The organism is Candidatus Rickettsia kotlanii, from assembly GCA_030295365.1.
Taxonomy (GTDB): domain Bacteria; phylum Pseudomonadota; class Alphaproteobacteria; order Rickettsiales; family Rickettsiaceae; genus Rickettsia; species Rickettsia kotlanii.
On sequence record AP027062.1, the window covers coordinates 61,912 to 86,158 of the forward strand.

A 24,247-nucleotide genomic window follows, 5' to 3' on the forward strand; every position below is an offset into this window, starting at 1 on the left:
ATACTATAATAATTTCCCACCTACTTTCTTGATTAAATCCTTAGCTTTAGAAGAATAAGCATCTAATTTTAATGATAGAGGAGCAGCGAAATCATCACTACAAATAGATAATAATTTCACTAATTTCTTATTATTTTTATTATTAACTACTCCGGCTTCTACCAATTTTTCTTTCGTAATAGTATCATCAGTACTTAAACGCCCATCAGCTAATGCTTCTTCAATATTATAAATATTTATTATATTGTATTTTTTAGTTGAAATACAATTAAATCCTCTTTTAGGTAGTCTTTTGATCATGGGTGTTTGACCACCTTCAAAGCCTTTTATTGCAACGCCAGATCTAGATTTTTGACCTTTAATTCCTCTACCGCCGGTTTTTCCTTTACCACTACCAATACCGCGTGCTATTCTTTTCTTATTTTTTTTAGCACCTATATTATTATATAATTCATTTAATTTCATTGAAAAACTCTAATTACATATCCTCTATTTTTAATAAATGCTTTACTTTTTCAACCATCCCTTTGATTGAATTAGTATTTGCAAGAATAACGCTCTTATTAATTTTGTTTAAACCAAGCCCAATTAATATCAATCTTTGATTATACTTACGGCCTATAGCACTTTGAACTTGAGTAATTTTTATATTATTGATCTTATTATTCATAACTTCACCTTACTTACGCAACATTATCCATTAACTTGAATGTTAGCAGATTTTACAGATATTTCATTTACTTTTTTATCTCTTCTCATAGCAATAGACTTTGGTGATGCAAGTTTATTTAATGCATCAAATGTTGCAGCAATCATTGTGTAAACATTCGTTGAACCTATTGATTTAGCAACAATATCATGAACGCCTAAAGAGTCAAAAATTGCTCTCATAGATCCTCCGGCTATAACGCCTGTACCTGCTTTAGCTCTTCTTAAAATCACTTTAGCAGCTCCACTTTTACCGACAACGTCATGGTGAATAGTCCTACTTTGATATAACGGCACTTTTATCATTCTCTTTTTAGCGGCTTGTTTTGCCTTGCCTCGAGCTTCATTGACTTCTTTAGCTTTTCCGTGTCCCGCTCCGACTCTGCCGGCTTTATCACCGACAACTACATAAGCAGAAAAAGCAAAGCTTCTACCGCCTTTTACTACTTTTGTGACTCTATTTACATCAACTAAAACTTCACTTAAAGTCTCGTCATTTTTTTTAACTTTAGACATTACTACAACCTTATAACCTAAAATTTTATTTTCTCTCTAGCTGCATCAGCTAGAGCTTTTACAATACCATGATACTTATATCCGCCTCTATCAAACACTACGTCTTTTATCCCTGCAGAATCAGCTTTTTTTGCTATTTCTTTGCCTACTTTGATAGCATTTTCAATATTACAACACGATTTTTTTAATTTTTTTATTTTCTCATCTAAAGTTGAAGCAGAAGCAATCGTTATAGACTTAGAATCATCAATAATTTGTGCATATATATGTCTACCTGACTTAAATATTGATAATCTAACTCTATTAGATGTTTTAGATATTTTATGTCTTATTCTACTTTTTCTTTTTTCAAATTTTAGCTTAGCACTACGCATATTTAACTCTTAAATTTAATTTTTCTTACCTTCTTTACGTGGTATAAATTGATTTTCAAATTTAATTCCTTTTCCTTTATAAGGCTCAGGTGGTCTCTGTTTTACAATAATTGAAGCAAATTGTCCTAATTTTTCTTTATCTGTTCCCTCAAGAATAATAATATTTTGCTTAGGCATCTCTATTTTAATATCTGAAGGTATTTCAATTTTTGTATTATGGCTTTTAGCAAGCATTAAATTTAAATATTTACCTTTCACCATCGCCCTGTAACCAACTCCGTTAATTTCGAGTTTAAGCTTAAAACCTTCTTTAACGCCGGTAACCATATTTGATATTATGCTTCTTGCAGTACCCCACATAGCACGTGCATTTTTATTTGCGGCTAAAGGTTTTACTAAAAGCTTATTTTCTGCCAATGAAATTGCTATATTACCTTTAAAAGTTTTTGATAATTCGCCTTTAGGTCCGGATATTTTTACTTCTAAATCATTTAAACCAATTTTTACACCTTCAGGTATAGTAATCGGCAATTTTCCAACACGTGACATTTTTTACCTTAAAATACTTTACAAATTACTTCGCCGCCGACATTTTTAATATGAGCTTCTCTATCAGACATAACACCGTAAGGAGTAGAAAGAATATATATACCCATATTATTATAATATCCTTTCAAATCTTTAATAGCAGAATATACTCTTTTTCCAGGCTTTGATACTCTATGAATTTCGCATATAGAAGCATCGCCATTAACAGAGTATTTTAAAGCTACCTCAGTATAACTAATATTATTTTTGTGAGTAGTTATATAATCTCTTATATAGCCTTCTTTTTGCAAAACATCTAAAATTGAAGTTTTAATTTTAGAACTAGGAAAAGAAACATTTATCAATTTGCTTTTATAAGCATTTCTAATTCTAGTTAACATATCTGCTACATTATCTGTCATTGACATATGATTTACCTATCGACTTTTACCAACTTGACTTAACTACACCAGGAACTAAGCCTCTGCCTATTAATTCTCTAAGCTTATTCCTCGATATACCAAACTTTCTTGTAACACCCCTTGGTCTACCTGTAAGCTCACATCTATTTCTTATTCTAGTAGATGATGAATTTCTAGGTAATTGTGCAAGCGACATTACCAAAGAAAAACGCTCTTCTAATGAAATATTTTTATCATAAATTTTACTTTTTAGTGCTAAACGTTTATTATGTAAACTTTGTGATTTTTTTTTCCTACTTTCGTTCTTTTTTATAGAACTTACTTTTGCCATTGTATATATCCTAAAAATTAATTATAAAAAGGTAAATTAAACCCTGATAACAAAAATTTACTCTCCTGATCTGTTTTAGCAGATGTAACGATTGTAATATCCATACCCCTTATTATATCGATTTTATCGTAATTAATTTCAGGGAAAACTATCTGCTCTTTTAATCCAAAAGTAAAATTCCCTTTACCATCAAAACTTTTATAAGAAAAACCGCGAAATTCCTTAACACGGGGTAATGCAACAATTACTAACCTCTCTAAAAAATCATACATTCTATCTTTACGTAATGTAACCTTGCAACCTATTTTCATATTTGCACGTAACTTAAAAGCTGCAATAGATTTTCTTGCTAACGTTACAACTGGCTTCTGACCGGAAATCAAAGTAAGATCATTTACTGCATTATTAATTACTTTGGAATCGGCTGTTGCTTCCCCTACTCCCATATTTATAACAATTTTCTTAACTTGCGGTATTTCGTGTTTATTTTTATAAGAAAAATTTTTTTGTAAGTTTTTAATAATTTTTTGCTGATATAATTCTTTAAATCTTAACATTATTTACCTTCCTTACCGATAATTTCCCCTGATTTTTTTGCTACTCTAACCTTAGAACCGTCTTCTAAGAATTTAAAAGCTACCTTGGTAGGATTACCGGTTTTTGGATCGATGTGTGCAATATTTGAGATATGTATAGGTGATTCTTTAGTTATTATCCCGCCTTCACTCATTTGATTAGATTTAGTATGCTTTTTTACTAAATTTACTCCAGAAACAATTACTTTACTGTCCTCCGGGAAAACTTTTAATATTTTACCTTTTTTTCCTTTGTGCTTCCCGGTAATAACAACAACTTCATCACCTTTTTTTACTTTTAATTTAATCATTTATAATACTTCCTCTGCAAGCGACATTATTCTAACATATTTTTTTGCTCTAAGTTCTCTTGTAACAGGACCAAAAACCCTAGTACCGATAGGCTCATCTTGCTTATTCAAAAGCACTAATGCGTTTTTATCAAATTTTATTGTACTACCGTCAGGTCTTACTATTCCAGTCTTTGTACGAACAATCACGCCTTTATAAACATCACCCTTTTTAACCTTACCGCCGGGTACAGCGTCTTTAACAGATACAACTATAACATCACCCAGCTTTGCCACCATATGGTGAGAGCCACCTAAAACTTTAATACACATAACTTTTTTAGCACCGGAATTATCTGCAACTTCCAAGATGCTCTGCATTTGAATCATAAACTACTTCCAATTTTTTATACATGAGCAATAAAATAAATAATCTACCTTATAAAGTCAAAGATTAAAAACCTTATTCCTCATTTACCACTAACCATGTTTTGGTTTTTGAGATAGGACGACTTTCAATTATACTAACTTTATCTCCTTCTTGATATTTATTTTCTGAATCGTGAGCAGCATATTTTTTAGATACTTTCACAAATTTTTTATAAATAGGATGCTTAAACTTTCTTTCTACTTTTACTGTAACCGTCTTATCAGCTTTTGAACTTATAACCACGCCTTGTAACACTCTTTTCGGCATTTTAATACCCCTCACTATTAGCTCTTCTTGTTAATTCAGCTTTAATACGTGCTATAGACTTTTTGACTAACGAAAACCTACTAGTATTTTTTAAGTCACCTAAAGCTTGTTGAAATCTTAAATTAAACAATTCTTTTTTTAAAAGATTAAGGTTTTTATAAAGCTCTTCTATTGTTTCAGTAGATAACTTACTTCTTAATAATTTTAAATCATTCATAACGTCTCACTATCCTTGTTCTAACAGGTAATTTTGCACTTGCAAGCTCCAAAGCTCTAAATGCAACATTTTCTTCTACCCCTTCAATTTCAAACATAATTCTTCCAGGCGAAACTCTAACTGCAAAAAATTCAGGAGAACCTTTACCTTTACCCATTCTTACTTCGGCAGGCTTTTTAGAAACGGGGACATCTGGAAAAATGCGAATCCATAATCTTCCTTGCCTTTTCATACATCTAGTAGCAGCTTTTCTTCCTGCTTCTATTTGTTTTGCAGTAACACGCCAACCGTCTATAGATTTTAGACCAAATGATCCAAAAGCAAGCGTCGTACCTGCTTTTGCTTTTGAAGCAACTCTACCCTTATGAGCTTTTCTAAATTTTTGTTTTTTTGGAGCTAACATTTTAATACTTAAAATTAATTATATCTTTTATTTTCTGTATATTCACCTTTATAAATCCAAACTTTAACCCCTATAACTCCATAAGTAGTTATAGCCTCAGCTGTTGAATAATCAATATCAGCTCTTAAAGTATGTAACGGCATTCTTCCTTCTATATACCATTCAGTTCTAGCAATTTCAGCACCTCCAAGTCGTCCTGAACAACTAACCCTGATACCTTGTCCACCTTGTTTAAATGAAGCCTGAATTGCTGTTTTCATGGCTTTTCTAAAAGAAACTCTTTTTTCAAGCTGTAGTGCTATAGTTTGAGCTACTATAGCAGCATCTATATTAAATTTTCTGACTTCGTGAATATTTATATAAACTTCTTTTAAAAAAGTCATTTTCTCGATAGCTTTTTTTAGCTTATCAATTTCACTACCGTTTCTACCGATAATGAGATTTGCTTTTTTGGCATTAATATTAATTATAATACTTTTATTAGAAGGACGTTCAATTAAAATTCTGCTAATTTGAGCTTGATTAAAACCCTTATTTATTAAACCCCTAATTTTTAAATCTTGTATAAAAAGAGTTTTATAATGTTTTTCTGCATATAACACGGAATCCCAACCTTTAATTAAAGTCGGTCCAACTCTAAAACCATGTGCACAAACTTTCTGCCCCATTTTAATTATCCTCTTTTTCTGTAACAGTTATATAAAGATTACTAAAAAACTTATTTATTCTAGTTGCTCTTCCTTTGGCTCTTGGCATAACTCTTTTCATTACTAAAGCCTTACCTACAGTCGCTTTAGTAATAACCAATCTATCTATATCTAAACCTAAATTATTTTCAGCATTTGCAACAGCAGATTGTAAACAACCTTTTACAACTTTTGCAATTCTTTTAGGAGAAAAAGTTAATTGTACCAATGCTTCAGATACTTTCATATTTCTAATAAAGGCTGCAACTAAATTGAGCTTCCTTGAACTTACTCTAATAGATTTAGCTTGTGCCGTAGCAAAATTTTTATTTTCCTGTACCATATAAATCTTTACTTTCTTTTGACTTTTTTATCTGCACCATGACCGTGAAATGTTCTAGTAGGAGCAAACTCACCTAATTTCCTTCCAACCATTTCTTCATTTACAGAAACCGGAATAAATTTATTTCCATTATGAACAGAAAAGGTAAACCCTACAAAAATAGGTAAAATCGTTGATCTTCTAGACCAAGTCTTAATCATTTCAGATTTACCTGATTCCATTAATTTTTGAACTTTCTTTATTAAATAACCGTCTACAAAAGGCCCTTTCCATATTGAACGTGCCATACTAACACCTAATTAATTTAAAATCTATTTTCTTTTCTTTACGATAAATTTTGAAGTACGTTTATTTTTACGTGTCTTCTTACCCTTTGTTGGGAACCCCCAAGGAGTAACAGGATGGCGACCTCCTGAAGTTTTACCTTCACCACCGCCATGAGGATGATCTACAGGATTCATTGCTACACCCCTAACATGCGGTTTCCAGCCTAACCATCTATTTCTACCTGCTTTGCCTAAATTAATATTTTTTTGATCTGGGTTAGATATACTACCTATAGTAGCTTTACAATCTAAAGGTACTAACCTCAATTCACCTGATCTTAATTTAATCTGAGCATATCCTGAATCTTTACCCACTAGATCCACTGAAGTACCTGCAGATCTTGCAATTTGCCCGCCCTTACCGACTTTCATTTCAACATTATGTAAAGTAGTACCGACAGGAATGAACTTTAAAGGTAAACAATTTCCTATTTTTATATCAGCATCTTGACTTGATATTACTCTATCACCTATAGATAATTTTTGCGGTGCTAGAATATAAGAATATTCCCCATCTTCATATTTTATTAAAGCAATAAAAGCAGTTCTATTAGGGTCATACTCTATTCTTTCAACAATAGCAGAAATATCGATTTTATTTCTTTTAAAATCAATAATACGATATAATTTTTTGTGTCCTCCACCTCTGTGCCAAGAAGTAATTCTACCTTGATTATTTCGTCCACCGGTTTTAGATATACCTTTGGTCAAAGACTTTAAAGGCCTGCCTTTCCATAAACTAGTTTTATCAACCTGAACTAACTCTCTAAGAGAAGGAGTAATTGGATTAAAGTTTTTTAAAGCCATTTATTTAATTCCTCCGGCAAAATCGATATTATGGTCTTTTTCTAATGTAACAATAGCTTTCTTTCTATTAATTTGAGTCCCTATAATTCTTTTAAATCTTTTCTTCTTACCTTTAACGTTTAAAATATTTACTTTTTTTACTTTTACTTTAAATATTTCTTCTATAGCCTTTTTAATGGTAAGTTTTTCAGCAAATTTATCTACATAAAAAGCATATTTATTTTGTTCCGAAAGGGTTGTAGTTTTTTCTGTAATAATAGGTTTTCTAATTAAATCGTAGTATTTATAAGAACTCATCTTAACCTCTGTTCTAAAACGCTCACTGCTTCTTGTGATAATAGGACATATTCATGTCGTATTATATCATAAACATTTGCTCCTATTTGTGGAACAATCACAGTATTATAAATATTTTTTGCAGCTAAAGAAAAATTAATATCTACTTCATTGCCGTCTATTATAAAGAAACTTTTCCCTTGAAATTTGTTTAATATATTTACAAGAGTAGAAGTTTTAGGCTTATCTAGCCTTAAAGAATCTATTACTAATAATTTTCCTTCAGCGCATTTCTCGGATAAAGCATGAATTAAACCAAGTTTTCGTACTTTTTTAGGTAATTTTGTTGCATGACTACGTACTCTAGGTCCATGAGCCACACCACCACCACGCATCTGTACCGATCTAAGGGAACCTTGTCTTGCATTACCTGTACCTTTTTGCCTAAAAGGTTTTTTTGTGGTTCCTAATACTTCTGATACTGTTTTAGTTTTGTGGTTACCAGACATTGCCTTAGCTCTCTGCCAATCAATAACCTGCTTTATTATATCATCTCTGATAAATTCAACAGCAAATATCTCTTCATTTAAGCTAATCTCACCAACTTCTTCATGAGCAAGACTTAATATTTTAGTTTTCATCTTTATTTAACCTTATACAGTCTTATATAAAACTTTTATATAAATAATATTGCATGGCGTTTTGTTAATTTGATAATCTTTAACCTTAACAAACATGTCTAAATATCTATTATACAGTTATTGCAATCTTTTTTATTGCATCTTTTACTGAAAGATACGAATTTTTGTGACCGGGTATACTACCCTGAATCATAATAAGCTTACGCTCTTTATCAACGGCAAATATTTTCAAATTTTGAATAGTAACTTGGTTACATCCCATATGACCAGCCATTTTTTTGCCTTTAAAAACCTTTCCTGGATCTTGTCTTTGTCCTGTAGAACCATGTGAACGATGGGATATCGAAACACCGTGAGAAGCTTCAAGACCTCTAAAATTATGTCTTTTCATACTACCGGCAAATCCTTTACCTATAGTAGTTGCTGTTATATCCACAAATTGTCCTGCCGTAAAATGGTCTACTTCTAGACTTGCTGCTATATCAATAAAATTCTCTTCAGAAATTCTAAATTCTTTTAATTTAGTTTTAGGAGCTATTTTAGCATTAACAAAAACTTGTTTCATAGGTTTAGTTACTCTAGATATTTTTTTATCTTTTACACCTATAACCAAAGCATTATATCCATGTTTTTCTAGAGTTTTATGTCCTACTACTTGACAATCATCAACTTTGACCAATGTTAAAGAAATTCTTTCACCTTTATCATTAAAAATACTAGTCATCCCAACTTTTTGAGCAATTATACCGGTTCTCATTTATTCTCCACTCTCTAATTCAATCACTACATCAACACCTGCTGCTAAATCAACTTTACTTAAAGCATCGACAACCGCCGGATTCGGATCACCTATAACTAATAACCTTTTATGCTTTCTAATTTCAAATTGTTCTCTTGACTTCTTATGTACATGAGGAGACCTATTTACGGTAAATCTTCCAATTTTTCTAGGTAAAGGAATAGGACCATTAATGTTAGCAAACGTTCTTTTAACAGCACTAACTATCTCTTTTGTAGCTTGATCAAGACTACGGTGATCAAATGATTTTAAACGAATTTTGATTTTATTTTTCATTCAGTAAACCTAATATTTAAACAGCAAGATATTTTTTAGACATCTTTCCAAACTTTACTTCTAGAGGTAATTTGTATGTCGATCCGGTACTCGAATCCTCACGTCTGTTAATACGCTGCGGTTCTGCATTCCGTACCTCTTTCAAATTTTTCTCTATAAGCCGGTTCAAAAAAATGTCTATTACATCTTAAAATATAAATACCTATTATTTTTTAATAATAGGTATTTATAAAATTAATTATTTATTTTAGTTACTACGCCGGCACCCACTGTTCTACCACCTTCACGTATAGAGAATTTTAACCCTTCCTGCATTGCAATTGGTTTAATTAATTCCACTGTAAAAGTAGCATTATCTCCAGGCATAACCATCTGTTTATCAGCAGACAATTTTATTGTACCGGTAACATCTGTTGTTCTAAAATAGAACTGCGGACGATAGTCATTAGTAAATGGGGTATGACGTCCACCTTCTTCTTTACTAAGCACATATACTTCAGCTTCAAACTTATCATGCGGTTTTATGCTGCCAGGTTTTGCGAGAACTTGTCCTCTTTCAACTTCTTCTCTTTTTGTACCGCGTAGTAATATACCGACATTATCTCCGGCTTGTCCTTCATCAAGTAATTTTCTGAACATTTCTACACCGGTACAGGTAGTTTTTTGCGTATCTTTTAGACCGACTATTTCAATTTCCTCACCTACCTTAATTATTCCTGACTCTACTCTACCAGTTACAACAGTACCTCTTCCTGAAATAGAGAATACATCTTCTATCGGCATTAAGAAAGGTTTATCCGTAGCTCTTACAGGCTGCGGTATATAGCTATCTACTGCATCCATTAACTCATTAATAGCTTTTTCACCTTCAGGCTTTCCTTCTAAAGCTTGAAGTGCAGAACCTTTAATAATAGGTATTTCATCACCCGGGAAACCATATTTTGATAATAATTCCCTTACTTCCATCTCTACTAATTCTAATAGATCAGGATCATCCACCATATCTACTTTATTTAAGAATACTACCATAGCAGGTACACCTACCTGTTTTGCTAGTAATATATGCTCTCTAGTTTGCGGCATAGGACCATCAGCAGCAGAAACTACTAATATTGCACCGTCCATCTGAGCGGCACCAGTTATCATGTTCTTTACATAGTCAGCGTGTCCCGGACAATCTACGTGTGCATAGTGTCTATTTTTAGTCTCATATTCTACGTGTGCAGTAGAAATAGTTATACCTCTTTCTTTTTCTTCAGGGGCAGCATCAATTTGATCATACGCTGTAGCTTGTGCTCCACCTGTCTTAGCAAGTACTATAGTTATTGCTGCTGTTAAGGAAGTTTTACCATGATCTACGTGGCCAATCGTACCTATATTAACGTGCGGTTTAGTTCGTTCAAATTTTGCTTTTGCCATATTATTACTCTCTACAATTTTTTAGGTTTAATACAAGTTAATTTTTTATAAGTGCATTTTTTTTGCTAAATTTATTTGTTACCACTAATCTCTGGAGCGGGTGATGGGAATCGAACCCACACAGCCAGCTTGGAAGGCTGGAACTCTACCATTGAGCTACACCCGCATTGTGGCACTATTAATAAAATAATTTCAAAGTTATTTTGTTAACAATGCCATATCAATTTTATTCAGATTTATAAATATATACAACTATGTTTTATTTTTAAATAAAATGATATGCTTCCCTGAACCATTTAAGTGGTGGAGGGAGAAGGATTCGAACCTTCGAACGCTCACGCGGGCAGATTTACAGTCTGCTGCCATTGACCACTCGGCCACCCCTCCTAAAGAACTTTACTGTATTAAATAGACTAATTCACTGTAAAATACAATATATAATTAGTATCAGGACTTAATAAAACTCCTTGCCGAATCATCAAATAAACAAATGGCAGCTTGCACATTTATTTATTGTAACTTTCTATAATAAATAGTAGTTTCTGTCAAGAACAAATTATTGACGGTTTTCAATAAGATGCAAAATAAAAAACTTGATTCTAAAGATTGTTATTATATGTATGGGAAACATCCTGTATTTTCTGCTCTAAATAATCCAAAACGTCAAATTGACAATATTTTATGCACTAGGGAAATTTTTGATACAAACAAAAAATTAATAGGTACTAGATCTTATGAACTTGTTAATAACGATATTTTATCTAAATTACTGGGAAACCAAACACATCAAGGAATAGCTGCAAAAATTAGACCAATTTTTTCTTATAATTTAGAAGACATAGATATAACAAACCCAAAATGTAAAATTGCGATTCTTGATCAAATAACAGACACACAAAATATTGGAGCAATTATTCGTAGTGCCGCTGCTTTTGATATAAATGCTATAATATTACCTCAAGATAATTCTCCGAATGAAAGCGGCGGCATTGCTAAAGCGGCTTGCGGTACTTTAGAATTAATACCTATAATTAAAGTTACTAACTTACGCTCATGTATGAATTATCTTAAAAAACACGGCTTTTGGATTATAGGTCTAACAGGTTCTGCAAATGACTACTTTAGCGATAAATTAATTTCCGACAAAATAGTATTGGTATTTGGCTCAGAAGATAAAGGCATACGAAGATTAGTCGCAGAAACATGTGATTATTTAGCCAAAATCCCTATTTCTCAGAAAGTAGAAAGTCTTAATGTATCAAATGCCGCTTCTATAATTTTTTATTCATTACATAAATAGTATTTTTAATAAATCAAATATCGTTTTTTATTTACTTCGATATAAATATTTAGTCTAATAAAATTAAAGTCATAAACTTTTATTATATCAATTAATTTGCGAAAAAAGTCATGAAAAGGGGACAAAATGAACAAATTATCGAGAGTGTTGAAAAACAATTAGACATATTTATAAATGCACTGACAGAAAAAGAGATAACAACAGCTATATTAAACAATTTTTTTGATAAAGTGATCAATAACCTCAAGAATGAAAGATTAATTAATGATACTATATTTGATATATATCAAGGTAAAGCAGTAATTACTAAACCTATATATTCCGATTATATAGCATCTTCCGAACCTAAATATAACGAACATTGGCAAAAATTTTATAGTTTTAATCGTAATCTTATGATAGAAAACACATTAATATTTATTGCTAAGAATCTAAAAAAAGCTTCTTTAACAGACAAATTATATTATAGCTTTGCTAAATTAGCCCAGCAATTAGACTTGAATGCAGTAAGTGATCATTTTATGAAAAAAATAGATAATTATATAACATTTAACAATTTATGAAAAATTACAGAACCGAAAGTGATTCTTTTGGAGAAATTCAAATAGAAGAAAAATTTTATTGGGGAGCTCAAACTCAAAGATCTTTAGAAAATTTTAAAATAGGCAAGCAAAAAATGCCTAAAATTTTAATTCGTGCTCTTGCTATTTTAAAAAAATGTGCAGCACAGGTTAATCATGAGTTTGGTGATTTAGAAGCTAAAATCGCTATAAGTATAGATAAAGCCACGGATAGAATCTTAGAAGGCGAATTTGAGGATAATTTTCCTTTAGTAGTTTGGCAAACAGGTTCAGGAACGCAAACAAACATGAATATGAACGAGGTTATTGCCTCTATTGCCAACGAAGAACTAACAGGCAAGAAGGGCGGCAAATCTCCGGTACATCCTAACGATCATGTTAATAAAGGACAATCATCCAACGACTCTTTTCCAACCGCTATGCATATAGCAACCGTACTTGCAACTAAACAGCAACTGATACCAGCTTTGAATAATATACTTACCTCTTTGCAGGATAAGTCAAAAGATTGGAACAAAATCATAAAAATAGGACGTACCCACTTGCAAGATGCAACTCCTTTAACTCTTAAACAGGAATTCTCCGGATATATTACACAAATAGAGTATGCTTTAGAACGCATAGAAAATGCACTACAAAAAGTTTATCTACTTGCTCAAGGAGGAACGGCAGTTGGTACAGGTATTAACTCAAAAATAGGCTTTGATATAAAATTTGCCGAGAAAGTAGCAGAGTTTACTAAACAACCCTTTAAGACGGCTCCTAATAAATTTGAAAATCTAGCTGCTCACGACGCACTAGTAGAATTTTCAGGAACTCTTAATACTATAGCAGTTAGCTTAATGAAAATAGCAAATGATATAAGACTGCTCGGCTCCGGTCCAAGATGCGGTCTTGGTGAGCTACATTTACCTGAAAATGAACCTGGTTCTTCTATTATGCCCGGTAAAGTAAACCCTACACAAGTCGAAGCTTTAACAATGGTGTGCAGTCAGGTGATGGGAAATCATGTTACGGTTACTATTGCCGGCTCAAACGGACATCTTGAACTTAACGTATTTAAACCCGTAATAATATACAATATCCTACAATCTATAGAGCTATTATCCGATAGCGTAAATAGCTTTGTTACTCACTGTGTTAAAGGATTAGAACCCAATATAGCACGCATTAATGATTTACGTGATAAATCTCTAATGCTTGTTACAGCTCTTAATCCGCATATAGGCTATGATAATGCCGCAAAAATTGCTAAAGAAGCGTATAAGCACGGGATCACTTTAAAAGAAGCAGCTAAAAAACTCAATTTTCTATCGGAAGCAGAATTTGATAAAATAATAGTACCTGAAAAAATGGTTGGTCAATCTTAGATTTGATATAAAGATATTAATTTAAACTATTAATGTTACTGTACAAAATCTTATAAATAGGATAATATTAAATTAGTCTATTTATTATATTACCTATGTGAAACAAAATTTATCTTATCAAATTAACCTACTTGAAGCGAAAACTCATTTTTCTGATCTAATACAGCGTGTACAAGATGGAGAGCAAATTACCATTTGTAAGCATAATACGCCGGTTGTAAAAGTTATAGCTCAAAAACCTAAAATGGATAATATAGCAGAGCAAATATGAGAATTCCACAAAGGCAAAAGATTAGCTCCTTATACTATTAACGAGCTTAGAGATGAAGGTAGAAAATAGTGAATCCTAAACCGTTTATAGCTGATTGCTCCATAACTGTCTCATGGTTCTTTTATGATGAACGTGATAAATATTCAGATTTTACATTAGATTATTGTTATAAGTTTATAGTACCGCCTCTTTGGAGACTTGAAGTAACTAATGTAATATTAATAGCAGAAAAACGTGCTAGAATAAAATTAGTAGAGGTTATTAAAATAATAGATTTTTTCCTCCCCCTTAATATATCAAATTTAAATTTTTCCATACATGAAATTATACAAACTGCAAGAACCAATAATCTTACTGCATATGATACAACTTATTTATTAACTGCCATGCATGAAGGACTTCCTATAGCCACTAACGATAAAGCATTAATCAAAGCATGTCATAATAACGGCATTCCACTATTTTATAGTGAATTCGCGTGAATTATGGACAATTTCTATATCATCCCTAATTCACGCGAATTCACTATAAAATAAAATAATCCACATTTTTCATAAAAAGTTTATGGAAATTTCTAAATCTTTTATTATACTTAAACATTAATTATATAAAATATAAAGAGTATCATGGTTTTAAATATCAAAGCTCCTGAAAATATAGTATTAAAGCCGACCATTACAGTTTTTGGCATTGGGGGGGCAGGTAGTAATGCAGTAAATAATATGATTAATGCTAATCTGCAAGGTGCTAATTTTGTAGTAGCTAATACTGATGCACAATCGCTTGAACATTCTTTATGCACTAATAAAATACAACTCGGTGTTTCTACGACTAGAGGTCTTGGGGCAGGAGCTTCTCCTGAGGTTGGAGCACTTGCTGCTCAAGAATCAGAAAGCGAAATTCGTAGTTACCTAGAAAATAGCAATATGGTATTTATTACGGCAGGTATGGGCGGTGGTACAGGTACTGGTTCTGCACCGGTTATTGCACGCATTGCTAAAGAACTAGGCATCCTTACAGTTGGGGTAGTAACTAAACCTTTCCATTTTGAAGGCGGTCATCGTATGAAAACTGCCGATAAAGGACTTATTGAATTACAGCAATTCGTTGATACTTTAATTGTAATACCGAACCAAAATCTATTCCGTATTGCTAATGAACAAACAACGTTTGCTGATGCTTTCAAAATGGCAGATGACGTATTACATGCAGGCGTTAGAGGAGTAACGGATTTAATGATTATGCCGGGACTTATTAATCTTGATTTTGCCGATATTAAAGCAGTAATGAGCGAAATGGGTAAAGCAATGATGGGTACAGGTGAAGCTAGTGGTGAAGATAGAGCTATTAAAGCGGCAGAATCTGCAATTTCAAATCCACTGCTAGATCATAGCTCAATGTGCGGTGCAAGAGGTGTATTAATCAATATTACCGGCGGTTCCGACATGACCTTATTTGAAGTTGACAACGCTGCTAATAGAATTAGAGAAGAAGTAGATAACCTTGATGCTAATATTATTTTCGGTTCAACGTTTAATCCGGAATTAAAAGGAATTATCAGAGTATCAGTTGTTGCTACCGGTATTGATGCCGATAAAGTACCGACATATAAACCCGCAATAGCTGAAACTACCAATATAGTTCCTGAGGACACTTATAATAAAGCTATAGCACAACCTACACAAATAGAAGAAATTCCTGATTTTAACAGCTACAGTACCGAAAATATTGAAATTACCGACTCTCCAATAAATCAAAATTTTATTGGGAATGAAAAAGAGCTAGGATTACATGCCAATACTTTCAACAAATCTGAAGATGACTCACCCAAACCATCATTTTTAGGAAAAATCTGGGGTTCTCTGCGTGCTTCAAATAATCAAACTTTAGAACGCAAAAACGTTGTTGTTAGTACTCTAGATCAAGATAATAAAGAGTCTGATATTCATGACATACCGGCTTTTTTAAGAAAGAAACGGGATTAAATTTTCCTGCAGATACTGCATCACTAATAAATTATGTAGATAAAACATTTAAATGTCACATTCATGATTTATCTTTATCAAATTAAAAAGATTAAAAGTTTTTTATAGCAAAACGCTTTGCAAGCCAAGGAAACGAAAACTTTAGAAGGATGGGGATATAATTATTGTATAATCGATCAAGTTAGTGATCACCCTGCTAGTACAATGATGGCATGCCCAAACGTAAAAGCAACCATACCAACTGGCTAGTGTTTAGTGTATTTTGAGGTGATAAAACATTTTTAAGATATAATAGCAAACTACCTATCGTAGTATATGCTCCAAAAGATGTTAAACTACATTACGTTATTTGGCATCAAAATGATACAATCAATTCTGCAAAGGAAGAATAGAACCATACTATTTTTCAAAAAAATTTAATATACTATATGACATTTAACGCCATCGCGAGCAGTCGTAAACTGCGTGGCGATCCAGAAAAAACAATCAAAATTCTGTAAATCAGAATTTTTTACTAGATTGCTTCGTTAAAACTTGCAGTTTCTTCTCGCAATGACGAAGACTAACCTATACAACAAGGTCCGTAGTCGCTCGCAGTTAGCATACTAAATTACTCAAAATCTTCCTCTATAGCTTTAACTTCTTGCACTTCCGGTACAAAATGTTTAAGCATGGACTCAATACCGTTTTTTAAGGTGATAGTGGAACTAGGACATCCAAGGCATGCACCACGAAGTGCTAATTTAACTACACCGTTTTCAAAGCCTTTATATATTATATCACCGCCATCTTGTGCAACAGATGGACGCACCCTAGCTTCAATAATCTCTACGATTTGCTTCTCTATTTCCGAAAGCCCATCAAGGTTATGATTTACATTATCTGCTTTGGTGTTTTCTTCAAATACAGGAAAGCCTGAAACAAAATGATCCATAATAACCATTAAGACTTCAGGCTTTATAACTTGCCAATTACCTTCAGCTTGTTTAGTTACTGTTATAAAATCACTACCGAAAAACACTGATTTTACATTATTAATATGAAATAATGATTCTGCAAGTTTGCTTCTGCCTTTTACTTCAGCAAACTCACTAAAAAATACCGGCTGATCACTACTTATTTCCTGCCCTGGGAAAAATGTTATTGCATCCGGATTTGGAGTATTTTCAGTTTGAATAAACATAATTAAAGCATACTAATAAATTTGTTGATTATTATAAATTGATAGTACTACTTTTACAATATATTTGTATTTAGGCATTTTTGCCGATGAAGCAATCTCATGCAATTTAAGAGAGATTCCCGCTTTTAGCTAGGAATAACATAAGGCGGCAAATATCTAATTAATATATAAGCCGGTATAAAACAAAATCCTGCTACAATAAAGAAATAAGTCCAGCCTAAATAAGTAGCTGCATAGCCTGAAATACTACCAAAAAATATGGTACTAATATAAGCAATAGAAGTAATTAAAGCAATTTGGGTTATACAATATTTAGAACTACAGCATCTTAATTGGTAAGCAAAAAACGGCGACATAGTTAAGCCCTTGGTAAATTCTTGAAAAAAGACCGCTATATACAAACTTGTAATATCTCGATTATAAAAATAGAGAAATAAAAAAGATAGGCTAGATAAAGCATGATATATTAATACTCTTTTAAGTAAATAAGAATATTCATATTTTCGGCACAAAACTCCACCTATAAAACCTCCAAGAATTGCAGCACACATACCGAAAGCTTTATATCCAAAAGCTAACTCTTTCTTCGTATACCCAATATCGAGATAAAACATATTCGGCATAATTGACAAAAAATTATCTTGAAGACGATATAGAAGCATAAAACTAACAATTATTAGCCATTTAGGTTTCTTGACAAAATCATAAAAAGCATGCCAAAATCTCTCAAAATCATTAATAATTATCTTATCTTTAAATTTAAGCGGATAGATTATAATTAATAGTAATGACGGTATACATAAAATTGTCATAGCACGATAAACATCTTTCCAGGATATGATAGTAGATAAATATAATGCTCCTGAACCTGCTATAAGTATACCTATTCTAAAGCCTGTAATACAAGATGCCTCACTTATGCCCCAATTTTTATTTGTAATCAGTAACATCTGTGATGATTGAAGTAACATATCATAAATGGACGAAAAAAATGTCACAGCTACTAAGCATAAAGCAAATGGTATAAAATGAGTGTTAGGGTTAAAACTTGTTAGAACATATACACAAAAAATACAACTAACCAAAGCAATAATTAAACAATACTTATATCCCCGCTTACTTAAAGGAGCAAAACTTACTTTTTCAAGCAAAGGACCCCATAAAAATTTAAATATATGAATAAACTTCACTAAACTAAAAAGCCCGATAGTGATTTTATCAAAGCCGGATTCTCGAAGCCAAAAAGAAAGAGTTGAACCGGCAAGTAAATAAATTAAGCCCCCGGGAAAAGAAATAATTAATATAAAGAAAATATTAGATATATATTGAAATCGTGAAAAATTTAAACTTATGAATTTATCCTCCTTTAAAATATACAAATTTCATTCCTGCGAAGGCATTACCCGCATGGATATCTAATTGTCATTGCGAGCAGCCGTAGGCTGCGTGGCAATCTCATGAGATAATAGTAAACTCTTGAGATTGCTTTGTCAATTGCTATACAATGTTCCTCGCAATGATATAAATGACGTAAACCTACACTACGATACTTTCTTTCTTTTATTACTGTAGCTGTTACCATCAAAGGTTCTTTTACGGCTACTATCAAAAGCATTAAACTTTTTACCGTCACCACCGGTTCTTTTACCGAATGATCTTTTACGATTATTTTTGTCACTTCTAAACTCACTACGTGGCGTAGATTCTCCTTTATTTACTAGACGATCGATTGCACGCCATCTAATAACATCATCAGGAGAAATAAAAGACAACGCATGTCCGGTAACCCCTGCCCTACCCGTTCTACCTATCCTATGTAAATAATCTTCAGGACACATAGGTAAATCATAATTAATAACATGCTGTGTATGAGGAATATCAAGCCCACGAGCCGCTACATCAGTTGCTACCATTATTCTATGGTTTGACTTACGAAATGATAAAATTACTCTTGCACGTTGACGCTGACTTAAATCACCGTGTATAGCTTCTGCTGTATGATTTTCATATTTCAACATTTTAGCTAATTGATCGGCAGAGCGTTTAGTCTTCACAAAAATAATGACCGATCCTTCCCTATTACCAAGTTGTTTAGTTAATTCACTAAATTTTTCTTTATCAGAAACATGCATTGATTCCTGTTTTATTTCTACAGCTGCTTTATTAGTAGCACCTACCGTAATACGTACCGGATTGTTTAGATATTTTTGAGAAATAGCAATAATATGTTTTGGCATAGTAGCAGAAAACATTAAAACTTGTCTTTTTTCCGGTAAAAATTTATTGATTTCTTCTAATTGTTCTTTCATCCCCATATCAAGCATCCTATCCATTTCGTCAAGTACGGTTATGCCTATACGATCAATTTTTAGACTTTCCCTATTTAAGTGATCGATAATACGCCCCGGCGTACCGATAATCACTTTTGGATTCTTTTTTAATTGTATAAATTGTTTAGGCATCGGTTCACCACCTATCAAAACTGCACTATTAATTTTATAGGATGTAGTTACTTTATTTAAAGTACTGTGTATTTGTGTTGCTAATTCTCTAGTCGGAACAAGAATTAAAGCAGTAGTTTTATTTTTAATAAATGAATCAATTAACGGCAATAAATAAGCAAGAGTTTTGCCTGAACCTGTTTGGCTAGAAGCAAGTATGTCCGATCCCGCCATTGCAACCGGAATCGATTGTTTTTGTATTTCAGTCGGCGCAGTTATATTCATTGTCTCGAGAGCAATAATTAATTCTTCAGATAAATTAAAATTTTTCATTATATAATCCAATATAGTTTTAAATCAAAATATGCACATTATTGATTAGACCTCTTAACATAACTCATTGCTTAAAGATATATGAGACATCGACGCTGCTCTCTCATCCTTACATACTTAACTATGTACGCTGTGTAGAGTAGCAGTGTTTATTCCCTTTATAAGACCAGTGATGCAAGAGGTCTATTGTATAAAAAATAAGTTATAGTAAATTAAAATAACGACTTATATAATTATCCTGAATCAAAAAATATGCTTAAGCTAGATTACAAAACACTAACTAAATATATAAAACGATAATGAACAATGAAACTATTTTAGAATCTTATTCAAGCCAGAATAATATTATTAGATTTAGGGCACTTTCATACCCTTTAGTAAAAATAATTTATTATACTTAAATTATATAGGTTATTATAAGACAAAAACAAAATATTTACTATTTTGATAAAGATGACTAGGCTACCTTAAACTATAAACAATTTTGGATAACTGCTTTTGGTATTATAAATATATTTATTTAATTCTGAGGTTAACAGCATAGGCTTTTCCTTGCTTTTCTTCAAGATCAAAAATTACACCTTGTCCTTCTTCAAGACTATGTAAACCTGCTGCGTCTACGGCTGATTTGTGTACAAACACATCTTTGCCACCATTTTCCTGTTCAATAAATCCAAAATTCTTCGTAGAATTATACCACTTAACTTTACCTACTATATTTGTAGCCATAAAAACCTTTATTAGATAGAAATTACTTATTTGAACTTAACACACGCTTATAATAACTAAAACTTAAATTTTACTTTAAGCCTTACTTAAATATAAGAGCCGATAAAATTCATTATGCAAAACTACCTTACCTTGCGGCATTTGTCAATAAACATGTCCATAACATGCAAGAGAAAGTATTACTTTCTGAAACTAACCTATCATATTATTACTATTTTGTCACTATTTAAGTTAATTATCTAATAAATTAATAAGTAAACTAACGATTTTAAAGGTGTTTAATAACTTTTGCATATCAGACTAATTATTAACGATAAAAGTACTTGCTTTTTGGTATTTTTTTTATTAATCTGTCCACTTGCTTAGCAAATGCAACCTGAATGTCCACAGCTGCCCGCGTGATGGAATGGTAGACATAACGGACTTAAAATCCGTGGAGCGTAAGCTCTTGCCGGTTCAAGTCCGGCCGCGGGTACCATTCACCATTTTTAGGAAAATTCACAATATATCAAACGACGAACACAGCATAAAATCAAGCTTTTCAGGTTTCAATATTAAGTTCCCCAATATTAAATTTACTAAACGTCTTTTTTTGCTCACGCTGGAACTTTTAAATATCTTATAGGCACTTGAGGCTGTTGATATCAAGGGAACCTGTAGCGATAACCGAAATTAATGCGTAGCTGTGCCCCTAATGTATTAATTCGCATCGCAATCAAGCAAATGACAATAAATGAATAGCATCACTTGCCTCGCTTATTTTAGACTAAAAAAATCTAGCAAACAGAATGATTGAAAAGGCAATAAGTAAAAGCTTTTCAGCATTTTTTACTTAATAATACATACGCTTTAATAAATGTTGTTTATTATATTGTGCTTCAGAATTTGTAGGATCAAGTTCAATTGCTTTATTATAAGACTCAAGAACTAAATTATATTTACCTAGTAAATAGAAAAAGCCGTATTTTTGAGTAAGATAGATTTATTAAATATATAATTATTGACTTATTCCCCCCCCCTATAAATTACTTCTCTCACATGATAATTAAACTCTATCATTAATATATAAGCTAATTTTAAAGAGTAAAAAATATAAAGAAGAAGAAATTTTAACCTCTGAGTCTTATATTGATGAAGAGGAAGAAAAGAAATTAAAAGGTCAAAATGCAAGGAAAGAGCTTAAGTTAATACTAATAACTCTTGGAATAGTTTTGACTAGTTTTTTAACTTTCTGTTATTTCTTTTTTAACTATATAGAAGAAAAAGCAGCAGAATAAACTACAGCAAGAAGCAGAAGCAAAAAAGTTAGATAAAGCTGAGTGATGCAAGCTATAATATTTCAGCAATTCTCAAATAATCTTGAGGGGTAAGATTTTCAGCGCGATAATTATTATTGATTTTCAACTGAGTTAATACTTCATGTATATTAGGTACAAGATTTTTCAGTGATGATTTGATCATTTTCCGTCGTCCTGCAAAAGCAAGCTTTGTTATTTGCTCAACTTTATTTATCAGAGCAATAGACGGCGGATTTTCTAAAGGTATTAGTTTAACTATCGCAGAATATACTTTAGGAGGTGGATAGAAAGCAGTTGGCGCTATGTCAAAGTACTTTTCTACTTTAGCTATTAGCTGACATATTACCGATAATCTGCCATATGCTTTAGTTGAGGGCATAGCACAAATACGTTCTACTACTTCCTTTTGTAACATTAGCGTCATACTAGTAATTAGCCGCGCTTCTTTCAGCCATCTGATCACTAACTCAGTACCTATATGATACGGTAAATTAGAGATTATAGTTACTTTATAGTCAATTGATTTGGACTCGCCTATATCATTACTCGTCACTCTCCTATTAGTTATAGGCTTCGCTTCTAGCTTCTTGTATGCAAATCCAACTGAATTGACTATATCATAGCTTAAATCAGTTAAATTTATTTTAAGAGCATCTTGTTTAATAATATTTAGATTAGGATAATATTCTTTAATCTCATTAAGGAGCGGGAGGCATCTCTCATCTGTTTCTATAACAGTTAAGGATTTAGGATTTTTCTGCAATATTGACCTAGTTAACCCTCCTGTGCCGGGCCCTATTTCTAATACTCGGCTATTTTCTGCCAGGTTACTTGCACGTACGATCTTATCACATAGACTACTGTCAAAAATAAAATTTTGTCCGTGCTTTTTAAGAGGATTAACTTGATGTAAAGCTGCGTGTTTTGCAATTGAAGGGAGCATAGGGTATGTCATTCCCGCGTAGGCGGGAACCCAGTAAAACATATAAAAACTTGTTGTTATATGTTTGTTTTTATCAAATATAATTCTGTATTAATCAAGGTTATTTTTCCGGATTCCCGCCTACGCGGGAATGACATAGAATAACACACACTACACTAAGATGGCAACATTATTTTTATAGCTGCTTTTTTACGCATATTTTCAAACATTTTTTGTGCTTTTTGCGAAATCTTTTTATTAGTTAGGAAATTTACTACATAATTATTTTCATCTTCATTAACATTTAAGATTTTTTTGCTACACACTAATGTTATTTCAAATTTGTTATTTACTTCAAAAACATTACTTGCTTTATCAGGAGTTAAGTCCTTTACAATAGTTTGTTTTACGCCTTCTATCTTGCTAAGCTTATCGGTAATAATTTGCATAGTAGCAAAATTATCATAAAGTGATTTTTTAACATCCGCACATTTTTTTAGTCGATTTTTCAAATTATTCATCTGCGTAAACGCTCTATTGCCACCATCCTTAGATGTAAATACTTGCATTGAAATTTCTACGTCTTTTTGATCGCTAGATAAAATTGCAACATCTATTTCTTTATTACTTACTTGTACCGATCTTGATAGACTTGATAAAATATTCATTTTAATCAACTCAGATTTAATTTGGGAAACAAAACTATCAGGATTAACCGATCTGCTTTTTAGATACTGAAGAAGAGAACCGTGAGGCATTTTATTACGATCTTCAATAGACTTAATAGCGTTATCTATCTCTTCTTGCGGGATTTCTCTATCTCCTGCATATTGAAAAAGCAAAGATTCATCAATTAAGCTCTTGAGTGCTAAGTCACTTAGCTGCTTATCTTGAACAGGCGTTAGACTTTCAACATTATTTAGTGCCATAATCATTTTTTTTCTAGCACGAAACTCATTAAGAGTAATAGGTTCATCATTTACGAATGCTACTATATTCGGTAATGATGCTTGTGCTACATTAAAAGTAAAAAAAACGGTAATGATTAATAATAATTTTCTCATGTGATACTCTGAATAAGTGACCAGTAAGTAGACGAAGTTTTATTGGGAAAAGAGCAAGGAGTCTATAGGTCAAGGAGCGGAGCGTACATTTAGTACGTGAGCACCACAGAACTTATAAAACGACGTAGCCAATTTT

Annotated in this window: 36 protein-coding genes, 3 tRNA genes and 3 pseudogenes; 10 read left to right on the forward strand and 32 right to left on the reverse strand. The window is 32.1% G+C overall.

Annotation, left to right across the window (positions count from 1 at the left end):
* Positions 1-3 precede the first annotated feature (3 nt).
* From rplO to QUD19_RS00445, 25 genes and pseudogenes are all read right to left on the reverse strand, one after another.
* The gene (gene rplO, locus QUD19_RS00325) at positions 4-465 is read right to left on the reverse strand and encodes a 50S ribosomal protein L15 (protein WP_498808145.1); all 462 of its coding nucleotides are present in this window, start codon (positions 463-465) and stop codon (positions 4-6) included.
* 13 nt (positions 466-478) lie between these two features.
* The gene (gene rpmD, locus QUD19_RS00330) at positions 479-670 is read right to left on the reverse strand and encodes a 50S ribosomal protein L30 (protein ID WP_498808146.1); all 192 of its coding nucleotides are present in this window, start codon (positions 668-670) and stop codon (positions 479-481) included.
* 23 nt (positions 671-693) lie between these two features.
* Positions 694-1,224: a 30S ribosomal protein S5 gene (rpsE, locus tag QUD19_RS00335; protein ID WP_498808147.1), complete on the reverse strand. Its 531-nt coding sequence runs from the start codon at positions 1,222-1,224 to the stop codon at positions 694-696.
* Positions 1,225-1,241: 17 nt separating this feature from the next.
* On the reverse strand, positions 1,242-1,598 hold the full coding sequence (rplR, locus tag QUD19_RS00340; protein ID WP_498808148.1) for a 50S ribosomal protein L18: 357 nt from the start codon (positions 1,596-1,598) through the stop codon (positions 1,242-1,244).
* Positions 1,599-1,613: 15 nt separating this feature from the next.
* On the reverse strand, positions 1,614-2,147 hold the full coding sequence (gene rplF, locus QUD19_RS00345; protein WP_498808149.1) for a 50S ribosomal protein L6: 534 nt from the start codon (positions 2,145-2,147) through the stop codon (positions 1,614-1,616).
* Between the two features lie 8 nt (positions 2,148-2,155).
* A complete protein-coding gene (rpsH, locus tag QUD19_RS00350; RefSeq protein WP_498808150.1) occupies positions 2,156-2,554 on the reverse strand; it encodes a 30S ribosomal protein S8 in 399 nt (132 codons plus the stop codon).
* A gap of 19 nt (positions 2,555-2,573) precedes the next feature.
* Positions 2,574-2,879, reverse strand: a complete 306-nt coding sequence (rpsN, locus tag QUD19_RS00355; RefSeq protein ID WP_008580947.1) for a 30S ribosomal protein S14 — start codon at positions 2,877-2,879, stop codon at positions 2,574-2,576.
* A gap of 17 nt (positions 2,880-2,896) precedes the next feature.
* The gene (gene rplE, locus QUD19_RS00360) at positions 2,897-3,436 is read right to left on the reverse strand and encodes a 50S ribosomal protein L5 (protein WP_498808151.1); all 540 of its coding nucleotides are present in this window, start codon (positions 3,434-3,436) and stop codon (positions 2,897-2,899) included.
* Complete coding sequence (rplX, locus tag QUD19_RS00365) at positions 3,436-3,765, reverse strand: 50S ribosomal protein L24 (RefSeq protein WP_498808152.1); 330 nt, start codon at positions 3,763-3,765, stop codon at positions 3,436-3,438. The genes rplE and rplX overlap by 1 nt, the downstream gene beginning before the upstream one ends.
* Entirely contained in the window at positions 3,766-4,134 is a 369-nt protein-coding gene (rplN, locus tag QUD19_RS00370; protein ID WP_498808153.1) for a 50S ribosomal protein L14, read from the reverse strand.
* A 73-nt stretch (positions 4,135-4,207) separates the two neighbouring features.
* Positions 4,208-4,441 (reverse strand): 30S ribosomal protein S17, encoded by a 234-nt coding sequence (rpsQ, locus tag QUD19_RS00375; RefSeq protein WP_498808639.1) that lies wholly within the window; start codon positions 4,439-4,441, stop codon positions 4,208-4,210.
* Between the two features lies 1 nt (position 4,442).
* Positions 4,443-4,658, reverse strand: a complete 216-nt coding sequence (gene rpmC / locus QUD19_RS00380) for a 50S ribosomal protein L29 (RefSeq protein WP_498808154.1) — start codon at positions 4,656-4,658, stop codon at positions 4,443-4,445.
* Positions 4,651-5,061, reverse strand: a complete 411-nt coding sequence (rplP, locus tag QUD19_RS00385; RefSeq protein WP_498808155.1) for a 50S ribosomal protein L16 — start codon at positions 5,059-5,061, stop codon at positions 4,651-4,653. The genes rpmC and rplP overlap by 8 nt, the downstream gene beginning before the upstream one ends.
* A gap of 14 nt (positions 5,062-5,075) precedes the next feature.
* Entirely contained in the window at positions 5,076-5,729 is a 654-nt protein-coding gene (rpsC, locus tag QUD19_RS00390; protein WP_498808156.1) for a 30S ribosomal protein S3, read from the reverse strand.
* Between the two features lies 1 nt (position 5,730).
* Complete coding sequence (gene rplV, locus QUD19_RS00395) at positions 5,731-6,090, reverse strand: 50S ribosomal protein L22 (protein ID WP_498808157.1); 360 nt, start codon at positions 6,088-6,090, stop codon at positions 5,731-5,733.
* Positions 6,091-6,098: 8 nt separating this feature from the next.
* Positions 6,099-6,377, reverse strand: coding sequence for a 30S ribosomal protein S19 (gene rpsS / locus QUD19_RS00400; RefSeq protein ID WP_008580964.1), 279 nt, complete (start codon positions 6,375-6,377; stop codon positions 6,099-6,101).
* Positions 6,378-6,401: 24 nt separating this feature from the next.
* Positions 6,402-7,223, reverse strand: a complete 822-nt coding sequence (gene rplB / locus QUD19_RS00405; protein ID WP_498808158.1) for a 50S ribosomal protein L2 — start codon at positions 7,221-7,223, stop codon at positions 6,402-6,404.
* Complete coding sequence (gene rplW / locus QUD19_RS00410) at positions 7,224-7,520, reverse strand: 50S ribosomal protein L23 (RefSeq protein WP_498808159.1); 297 nt, start codon at positions 7,518-7,520, stop codon at positions 7,224-7,226.
* Positions 7,517-8,140, reverse strand: coding sequence for a 50S ribosomal protein L4 (gene rplD, locus QUD19_RS00415; protein WP_498808160.1), 624 nt, complete (start codon positions 8,138-8,140; stop codon positions 7,517-7,519). Before rplD ends, rplW begins: the two co-directional genes overlap by 4 nt.
* Positions 8,141-8,249: 109 nt before the next feature.
* Positions 8,250-8,897 (reverse strand): 50S ribosomal protein L3, encoded by a 648-nt coding sequence (gene rplC / locus QUD19_RS00420; protein WP_498808161.1) that lies wholly within the window; start codon positions 8,895-8,897, stop codon positions 8,250-8,252.
* A complete protein-coding gene (gene rpsJ / locus QUD19_RS00425) occupies positions 8,898-9,215 on the reverse strand; it encodes a 30S ribosomal protein S10 (RefSeq protein WP_012153050.1) in 318 nt (105 codons plus the stop codon).
* 37 nt (positions 9,216-9,252) lie between these two features.
* Positions 9,253-9,394: pseudogene (locus QUD19_RS00430) on the reverse strand (palindromic element RPE1 domain-containing protein); the annotation flags it as partial.
* Positions 9,395-9,449: 55 nt separating this feature from the next.
* The gene (tuf, locus tag QUD19_RS00435; RefSeq protein ID WP_498808162.1) at positions 9,450-10,634 is read right to left on the reverse strand and encodes an elongation factor Tu; all 1,185 of its coding nucleotides are present in this window, start codon (positions 10,632-10,634) and stop codon (positions 9,450-9,452) included.
* 92 nt (positions 10,635-10,726) lie between these two features.
* Positions 10,727-10,800, reverse strand: a tRNA-Gly gene (locus QUD19_RS00440).
* 135 nt (positions 10,801-10,935) lie between these two features.
* Positions 10,936-11,021: transfer RNA gene (locus tag QUD19_RS00445), tRNA-Tyr, on the reverse strand.
* A 190-nt stretch (positions 11,022-11,211) separates the two neighbouring features.
* Here QUD19_RS00445 and rlmB point away from each other — a divergent pair.
* From rlmB to QUD19_RS00485, 8 genes and pseudogenes are all read left to right on the forward strand, one after another.
* Positions 11,212-11,934: a 23S rRNA (guanosine(2251)-2'-O)-methyltransferase RlmB gene (gene rlmB, locus QUD19_RS00450; protein WP_498808163.1), complete on the forward strand. Its 723-nt coding sequence runs from the start codon at positions 11,212-11,214 to the stop codon at positions 11,932-11,934.
* A 110-nt stretch (positions 11,935-12,044) separates the two neighbouring features.
* On the forward strand, positions 12,045-12,497 hold the full coding sequence (locus QUD19_RS00455; protein ID WP_498808164.1) for a hypothetical protein: 453 nt from the start codon (positions 12,045-12,047) through the stop codon (positions 12,495-12,497).
* Positions 12,494-13,885, forward strand: coding sequence for a class II fumarate hydratase (gene fumC / locus QUD19_RS00460; RefSeq protein WP_498808165.1), 1,392 nt, complete (start codon positions 12,494-12,496; stop codon positions 13,883-13,885). Before QUD19_RS00455 ends, fumC begins: the two co-directional genes overlap by 4 nt.
* Positions 13,886-13,982: 97 nt before the next feature.
* A pseudogene (locus QUD19_RS00465) lies at positions 13,983-14,225 on the forward strand (type II toxin-antitoxin system Phd/YefM family antitoxin).
* Entirely contained in the window at positions 14,222-14,638 is a 417-nt protein-coding gene (locus tag QUD19_RS00470) for a type II toxin-antitoxin system VapC family toxin (protein WP_498808640.1), read from the forward strand. The pseudogene QUD19_RS00465 and the gene QUD19_RS00470 overlap by 4 nt, the downstream one beginning before the upstream one ends.
* Before the next feature lie 144 nt (positions 14,639-14,782).
* On the forward strand, positions 14,783-16,141 hold the full coding sequence (gene ftsZ, locus QUD19_RS00475; protein WP_498808166.1) for a cell division protein FtsZ: 1,359 nt from the start codon (positions 14,783-14,785) through the stop codon (positions 16,139-16,141).
* A gap of 117 nt (positions 16,142-16,258) precedes the next feature.
* On the forward strand, positions 16,259-16,390 hold the full coding sequence (locus QUD19_RS00480; protein ID WP_498808167.1) for an ecotin family protein: 132 nt from the start codon (positions 16,259-16,261) through the stop codon (positions 16,388-16,390).
* Between the two features lie 56 nt (positions 16,391-16,446).
* Entirely contained in the window at positions 16,447-16,533 is an 87-nt protein-coding gene (locus QUD19_RS00485) for a hypothetical protein (protein ID WP_498808641.1), read from the forward strand.
* A gap of 218 nt (positions 16,534-16,751) precedes the next feature.
* Here the strand turns inward: QUD19_RS00485 and QUD19_RS00490 are convergent, their stop codons facing one another.
* From QUD19_RS00490 to QUD19_RS00505, 4 genes are all read right to left on the reverse strand, one after another.
* On the reverse strand, positions 16,752-17,324 hold the full coding sequence (locus QUD19_RS00490) for a NifU family protein (protein WP_498808168.1): 573 nt from the start codon (positions 17,322-17,324) through the stop codon (positions 16,752-16,754).
* A gap of 125 nt (positions 17,325-17,449) precedes the next feature.
* A complete protein-coding gene (locus tag QUD19_RS00495) occupies positions 17,450-18,697 on the reverse strand; it encodes an MFS transporter (protein ID WP_498808642.1) in 1,248 nt (415 codons plus the stop codon).
* A gap of 168 nt (positions 18,698-18,865) precedes the next feature.
* Entirely contained in the window at positions 18,866-20,098 is a 1,233-nt protein-coding gene (locus tag QUD19_RS00500) for a DEAD/DEAH box helicase (protein WP_498808169.1), read from the reverse strand.
* A 516-nt stretch (positions 20,099-20,614) separates the two neighbouring features.
* Entirely contained in the window at positions 20,615-20,827 is a 213-nt protein-coding gene (locus tag QUD19_RS00505) for a cold-shock protein (protein WP_498808170.1), read from the reverse strand.
* Between the two features lie 392 nt (positions 20,828-21,219).
* On the opposite strand from QUD19_RS00505, the gene QUD19_RS00510 reads away from it, so the two are divergent.
* A tRNA-Leu gene (locus QUD19_RS00510) sits at positions 21,220-21,305 on the forward strand.
* Positions 21,306-21,659: 354 nt separating this feature from the next.
* Here QUD19_RS00510 and QUD19_RS00515 read toward each other — a convergent pair.
* Positions 21,660-21,809: a tetratricopeptide repeat protein gene (locus tag QUD19_RS00515; protein WP_084520609.1), complete on the reverse strand. Its 150-nt coding sequence runs from the start codon at positions 21,807-21,809 to the stop codon at positions 21,660-21,662.
* A gap of 91 nt (positions 21,810-21,900) precedes the next feature.
* Between QUD19_RS00515 and QUD19_RS00520 the strand changes: the two are divergent.
* A pseudogene (locus tag QUD19_RS00520) lies at positions 21,901-22,150 on the forward strand (RP671a family tick cell line-upregulated protein).
* A 6-nt stretch (positions 22,151-22,156) separates the two neighbouring features.
* Here the strand turns inward: QUD19_RS00520 and rsmA are convergent.
* Both rsmA and QUD19_RS00530 read right to left on the reverse strand, forming a co-directional pair.
* Positions 22,157-23,068 (reverse strand): 16S rRNA (adenine(1518)-N(6)/adenine(1519)-N(6))-dimethyltransferase RsmA, encoded by a 912-nt coding sequence (gene rsmA / locus QUD19_RS00525; RefSeq protein WP_498808171.1) that lies wholly within the window; start codon positions 23,066-23,068, stop codon positions 22,157-22,159.
* Between the two features lie 155 nt (positions 23,069-23,223).
* Positions 23,224-24,111 (reverse strand): SurA N-terminal domain-containing protein, encoded by an 888-nt coding sequence (locus QUD19_RS00530; protein WP_498808172.1) that lies wholly within the window; start codon positions 24,109-24,111, stop codon positions 23,224-23,226.
* Positions 24,112-24,247: the final 136 nt, after the last annotated feature.

Bases quoted from the DNA above. Each gene is read 5' to 3' on its own strand.
- rpmC (WP_498808154.1), bottom strand. From the start codon at position 4,658: ATGAATGATTTAAAATTATTAAGAAGTAAGTTATCTACTGAAACAATA.
- QUD19_RS00455 (WP_498808164.1), top strand. From the start codon at position 12,045: ATGAAAAGGGGACAAAATGAACAAATTATCGAGAGTGTTGAAAAACAA.
- fumC (WP_498808165.1), top strand. From the start codon at position 12,494: ATGAAAAATTACAGAACCGAAAGTGATTCTTTTGGAGAAATTCAAATA.
- rplF (WP_498808149.1), bottom strand. From the start codon at position 2,147: ATGTCACGTGTTGGAAAATTGCCGATTACTATACCTGAAGGTGTAAAA.
- rplX (WP_498808152.1), bottom strand. From the start codon at position 3,765: ATGATTAAATTAAAAGTAAAAAAAGGTGATGAAGTTGTTGTTATTACC.
- QUD19_RS00505 (WP_498808170.1), bottom strand. From the start codon at position 20,827: ATGGCTACAAATATAGTAGGTAAAGTTAAGTGGTATAATTCTACGAAG.
- rpmD (WP_498808146.1), bottom strand. From the start codon at position 670: ATGAATAATAAGATCAATAATATAAAAATTACTCAAGTTCAAAGTGCT.
- rplD (WP_498808160.1), bottom strand. From the start codon at position 8,140: ATGAAAACTAAAATATTAAGTCTTGCTCATGAAGAAGTTGGTGAGATT.
- rplW (WP_498808159.1), bottom strand. From the start codon at position 7,520: ATGAGTTCTTATAAATACTACGATTTAATTAGAAAACCTATTATTACA.
- rplE (WP_498808151.1), bottom strand. From the start codon at position 3,436: ATGTTAAGATTTAAAGAATTATATCAGCAAAAAATTATTAAAAACTTA.
- rplN (WP_498808153.1), bottom strand. From the start codon at position 4,134: ATGATTCAAATGCAGAGCATCTTGGAAGTTGCAGATAATTCCGGTGCT.
- rpsE (WP_498808147.1), bottom strand. From the start codon at position 1,224: ATGTCTAAAGTTAAAAAAAATGACGAGACTTTAAGTGAAGTTTTAGTT.
- rplB (WP_498808158.1), bottom strand. From the start codon at position 7,223: ATGGCTTTAAAAAACTTTAATCCAATTACTCCTTCTCTTAGAGAGTTA.
- rpsS (WP_008580964.1), bottom strand. From the start codon at position 6,377: ATGGCACGTTCAATATGGAAAGGGCCTTTTGTAGACGGTTATTTAATA.
- QUD19_RS00500 (WP_498808169.1), bottom strand. From the start codon at position 20,098: ATGAAAAATTTTAATTTATCTGAAGAATTAATTATTGCTCTCGAGACA.
- rplC (WP_498808161.1), bottom strand. From the start codon at position 8,897: ATGAGAACCGGTATAATTGCTCAAAAAGTTGGGATGACTAGTATTTTT.
- rplP (WP_498808155.1), bottom strand. From the start codon at position 5,061: ATGTTAGCTCCAAAAAAACAAAAATTTAGAAAAGCTCATAAGGGTAGA.
- QUD19_RS00490 (WP_498808168.1), bottom strand. From the start codon at position 17,324: ATGTTTATTCAAACTGAAAATACTCCAAATCCGGATGCAATAACATTT.
- rpsN (WP_008580947.1), bottom strand. From the start codon at position 2,879: ATGGCAAAAGTAAGTTCTATAAAAAAGAACGAAAGTAGGAAAAAAAAA.
- rplO (WP_498808145.1), bottom strand. From the start codon at position 465: ATGAAATTAAATGAATTATATAATAATATAGGTGCTAAAAAAAATAAG.
- tuf (WP_498808162.1), bottom strand. From the start codon at position 10,634: ATGGCAAAAGCAAAATTTGAACGAACTAAACCGCACGTTAATATAGGT.
- rsmA (WP_498808171.1), bottom strand. From the start codon at position 23,068: ATGCTCCCTTCAATTGCAAAACACGCAGCTTTACATCAAGTTAATCCT.
- ftsZ (WP_498808166.1), top strand. From the start codon at position 14,783: ATGGTTTTAAATATCAAAGCTCCTGAAAATATAGTATTAAAGCCGACC.
- rpsC (WP_498808156.1), bottom strand. From the start codon at position 5,729: ATGGGGCAGAAAGTTTGTGCACATGGTTTTAGAGTTGGACCGACTTTA.
- rplR (WP_498808148.1), bottom strand. From the start codon at position 1,598: ATGCGTAGTGCTAAGCTAAAATTTGAAAAAAGAAAAAGTAGAATAAGA.
- rpsH (WP_498808150.1), bottom strand. From the start codon at position 2,554: ATGTCAATGACAGATAATGTAGCAGATATGTTAACTAGAATTAGAAAT.
- QUD19_RS00530 (WP_498808172.1), bottom strand. From the start codon at position 24,111: ATGAGAAAATTATTATTAATCATTACCGTTTTTTTTACTTTTAATGTA.
- rlmB (WP_498808163.1), top strand. From the start codon at position 11,212: ATGCAAAATAAAAAACTTGATTCTAAAGATTGTTATTATATGTATGGG.
- rpsJ (WP_012153050.1), bottom strand. From the start codon at position 9,215: ATGAAAAATAAAATCAAAATTCGTTTAAAATCATTTGATCACCGTAGT.
- rplV (WP_498808157.1), bottom strand. From the start codon at position 6,090: ATGGTACAGGAAAATAAAAATTTTGCTACGGCACAAGCTAAATCTATT.
- rpsQ (WP_498808639.1), bottom strand. From the start codon at position 4,441: ATGCCGAAAAGAGTGTTACAAGGCGTGGTTATAAGTTCAAAAGCTGAT.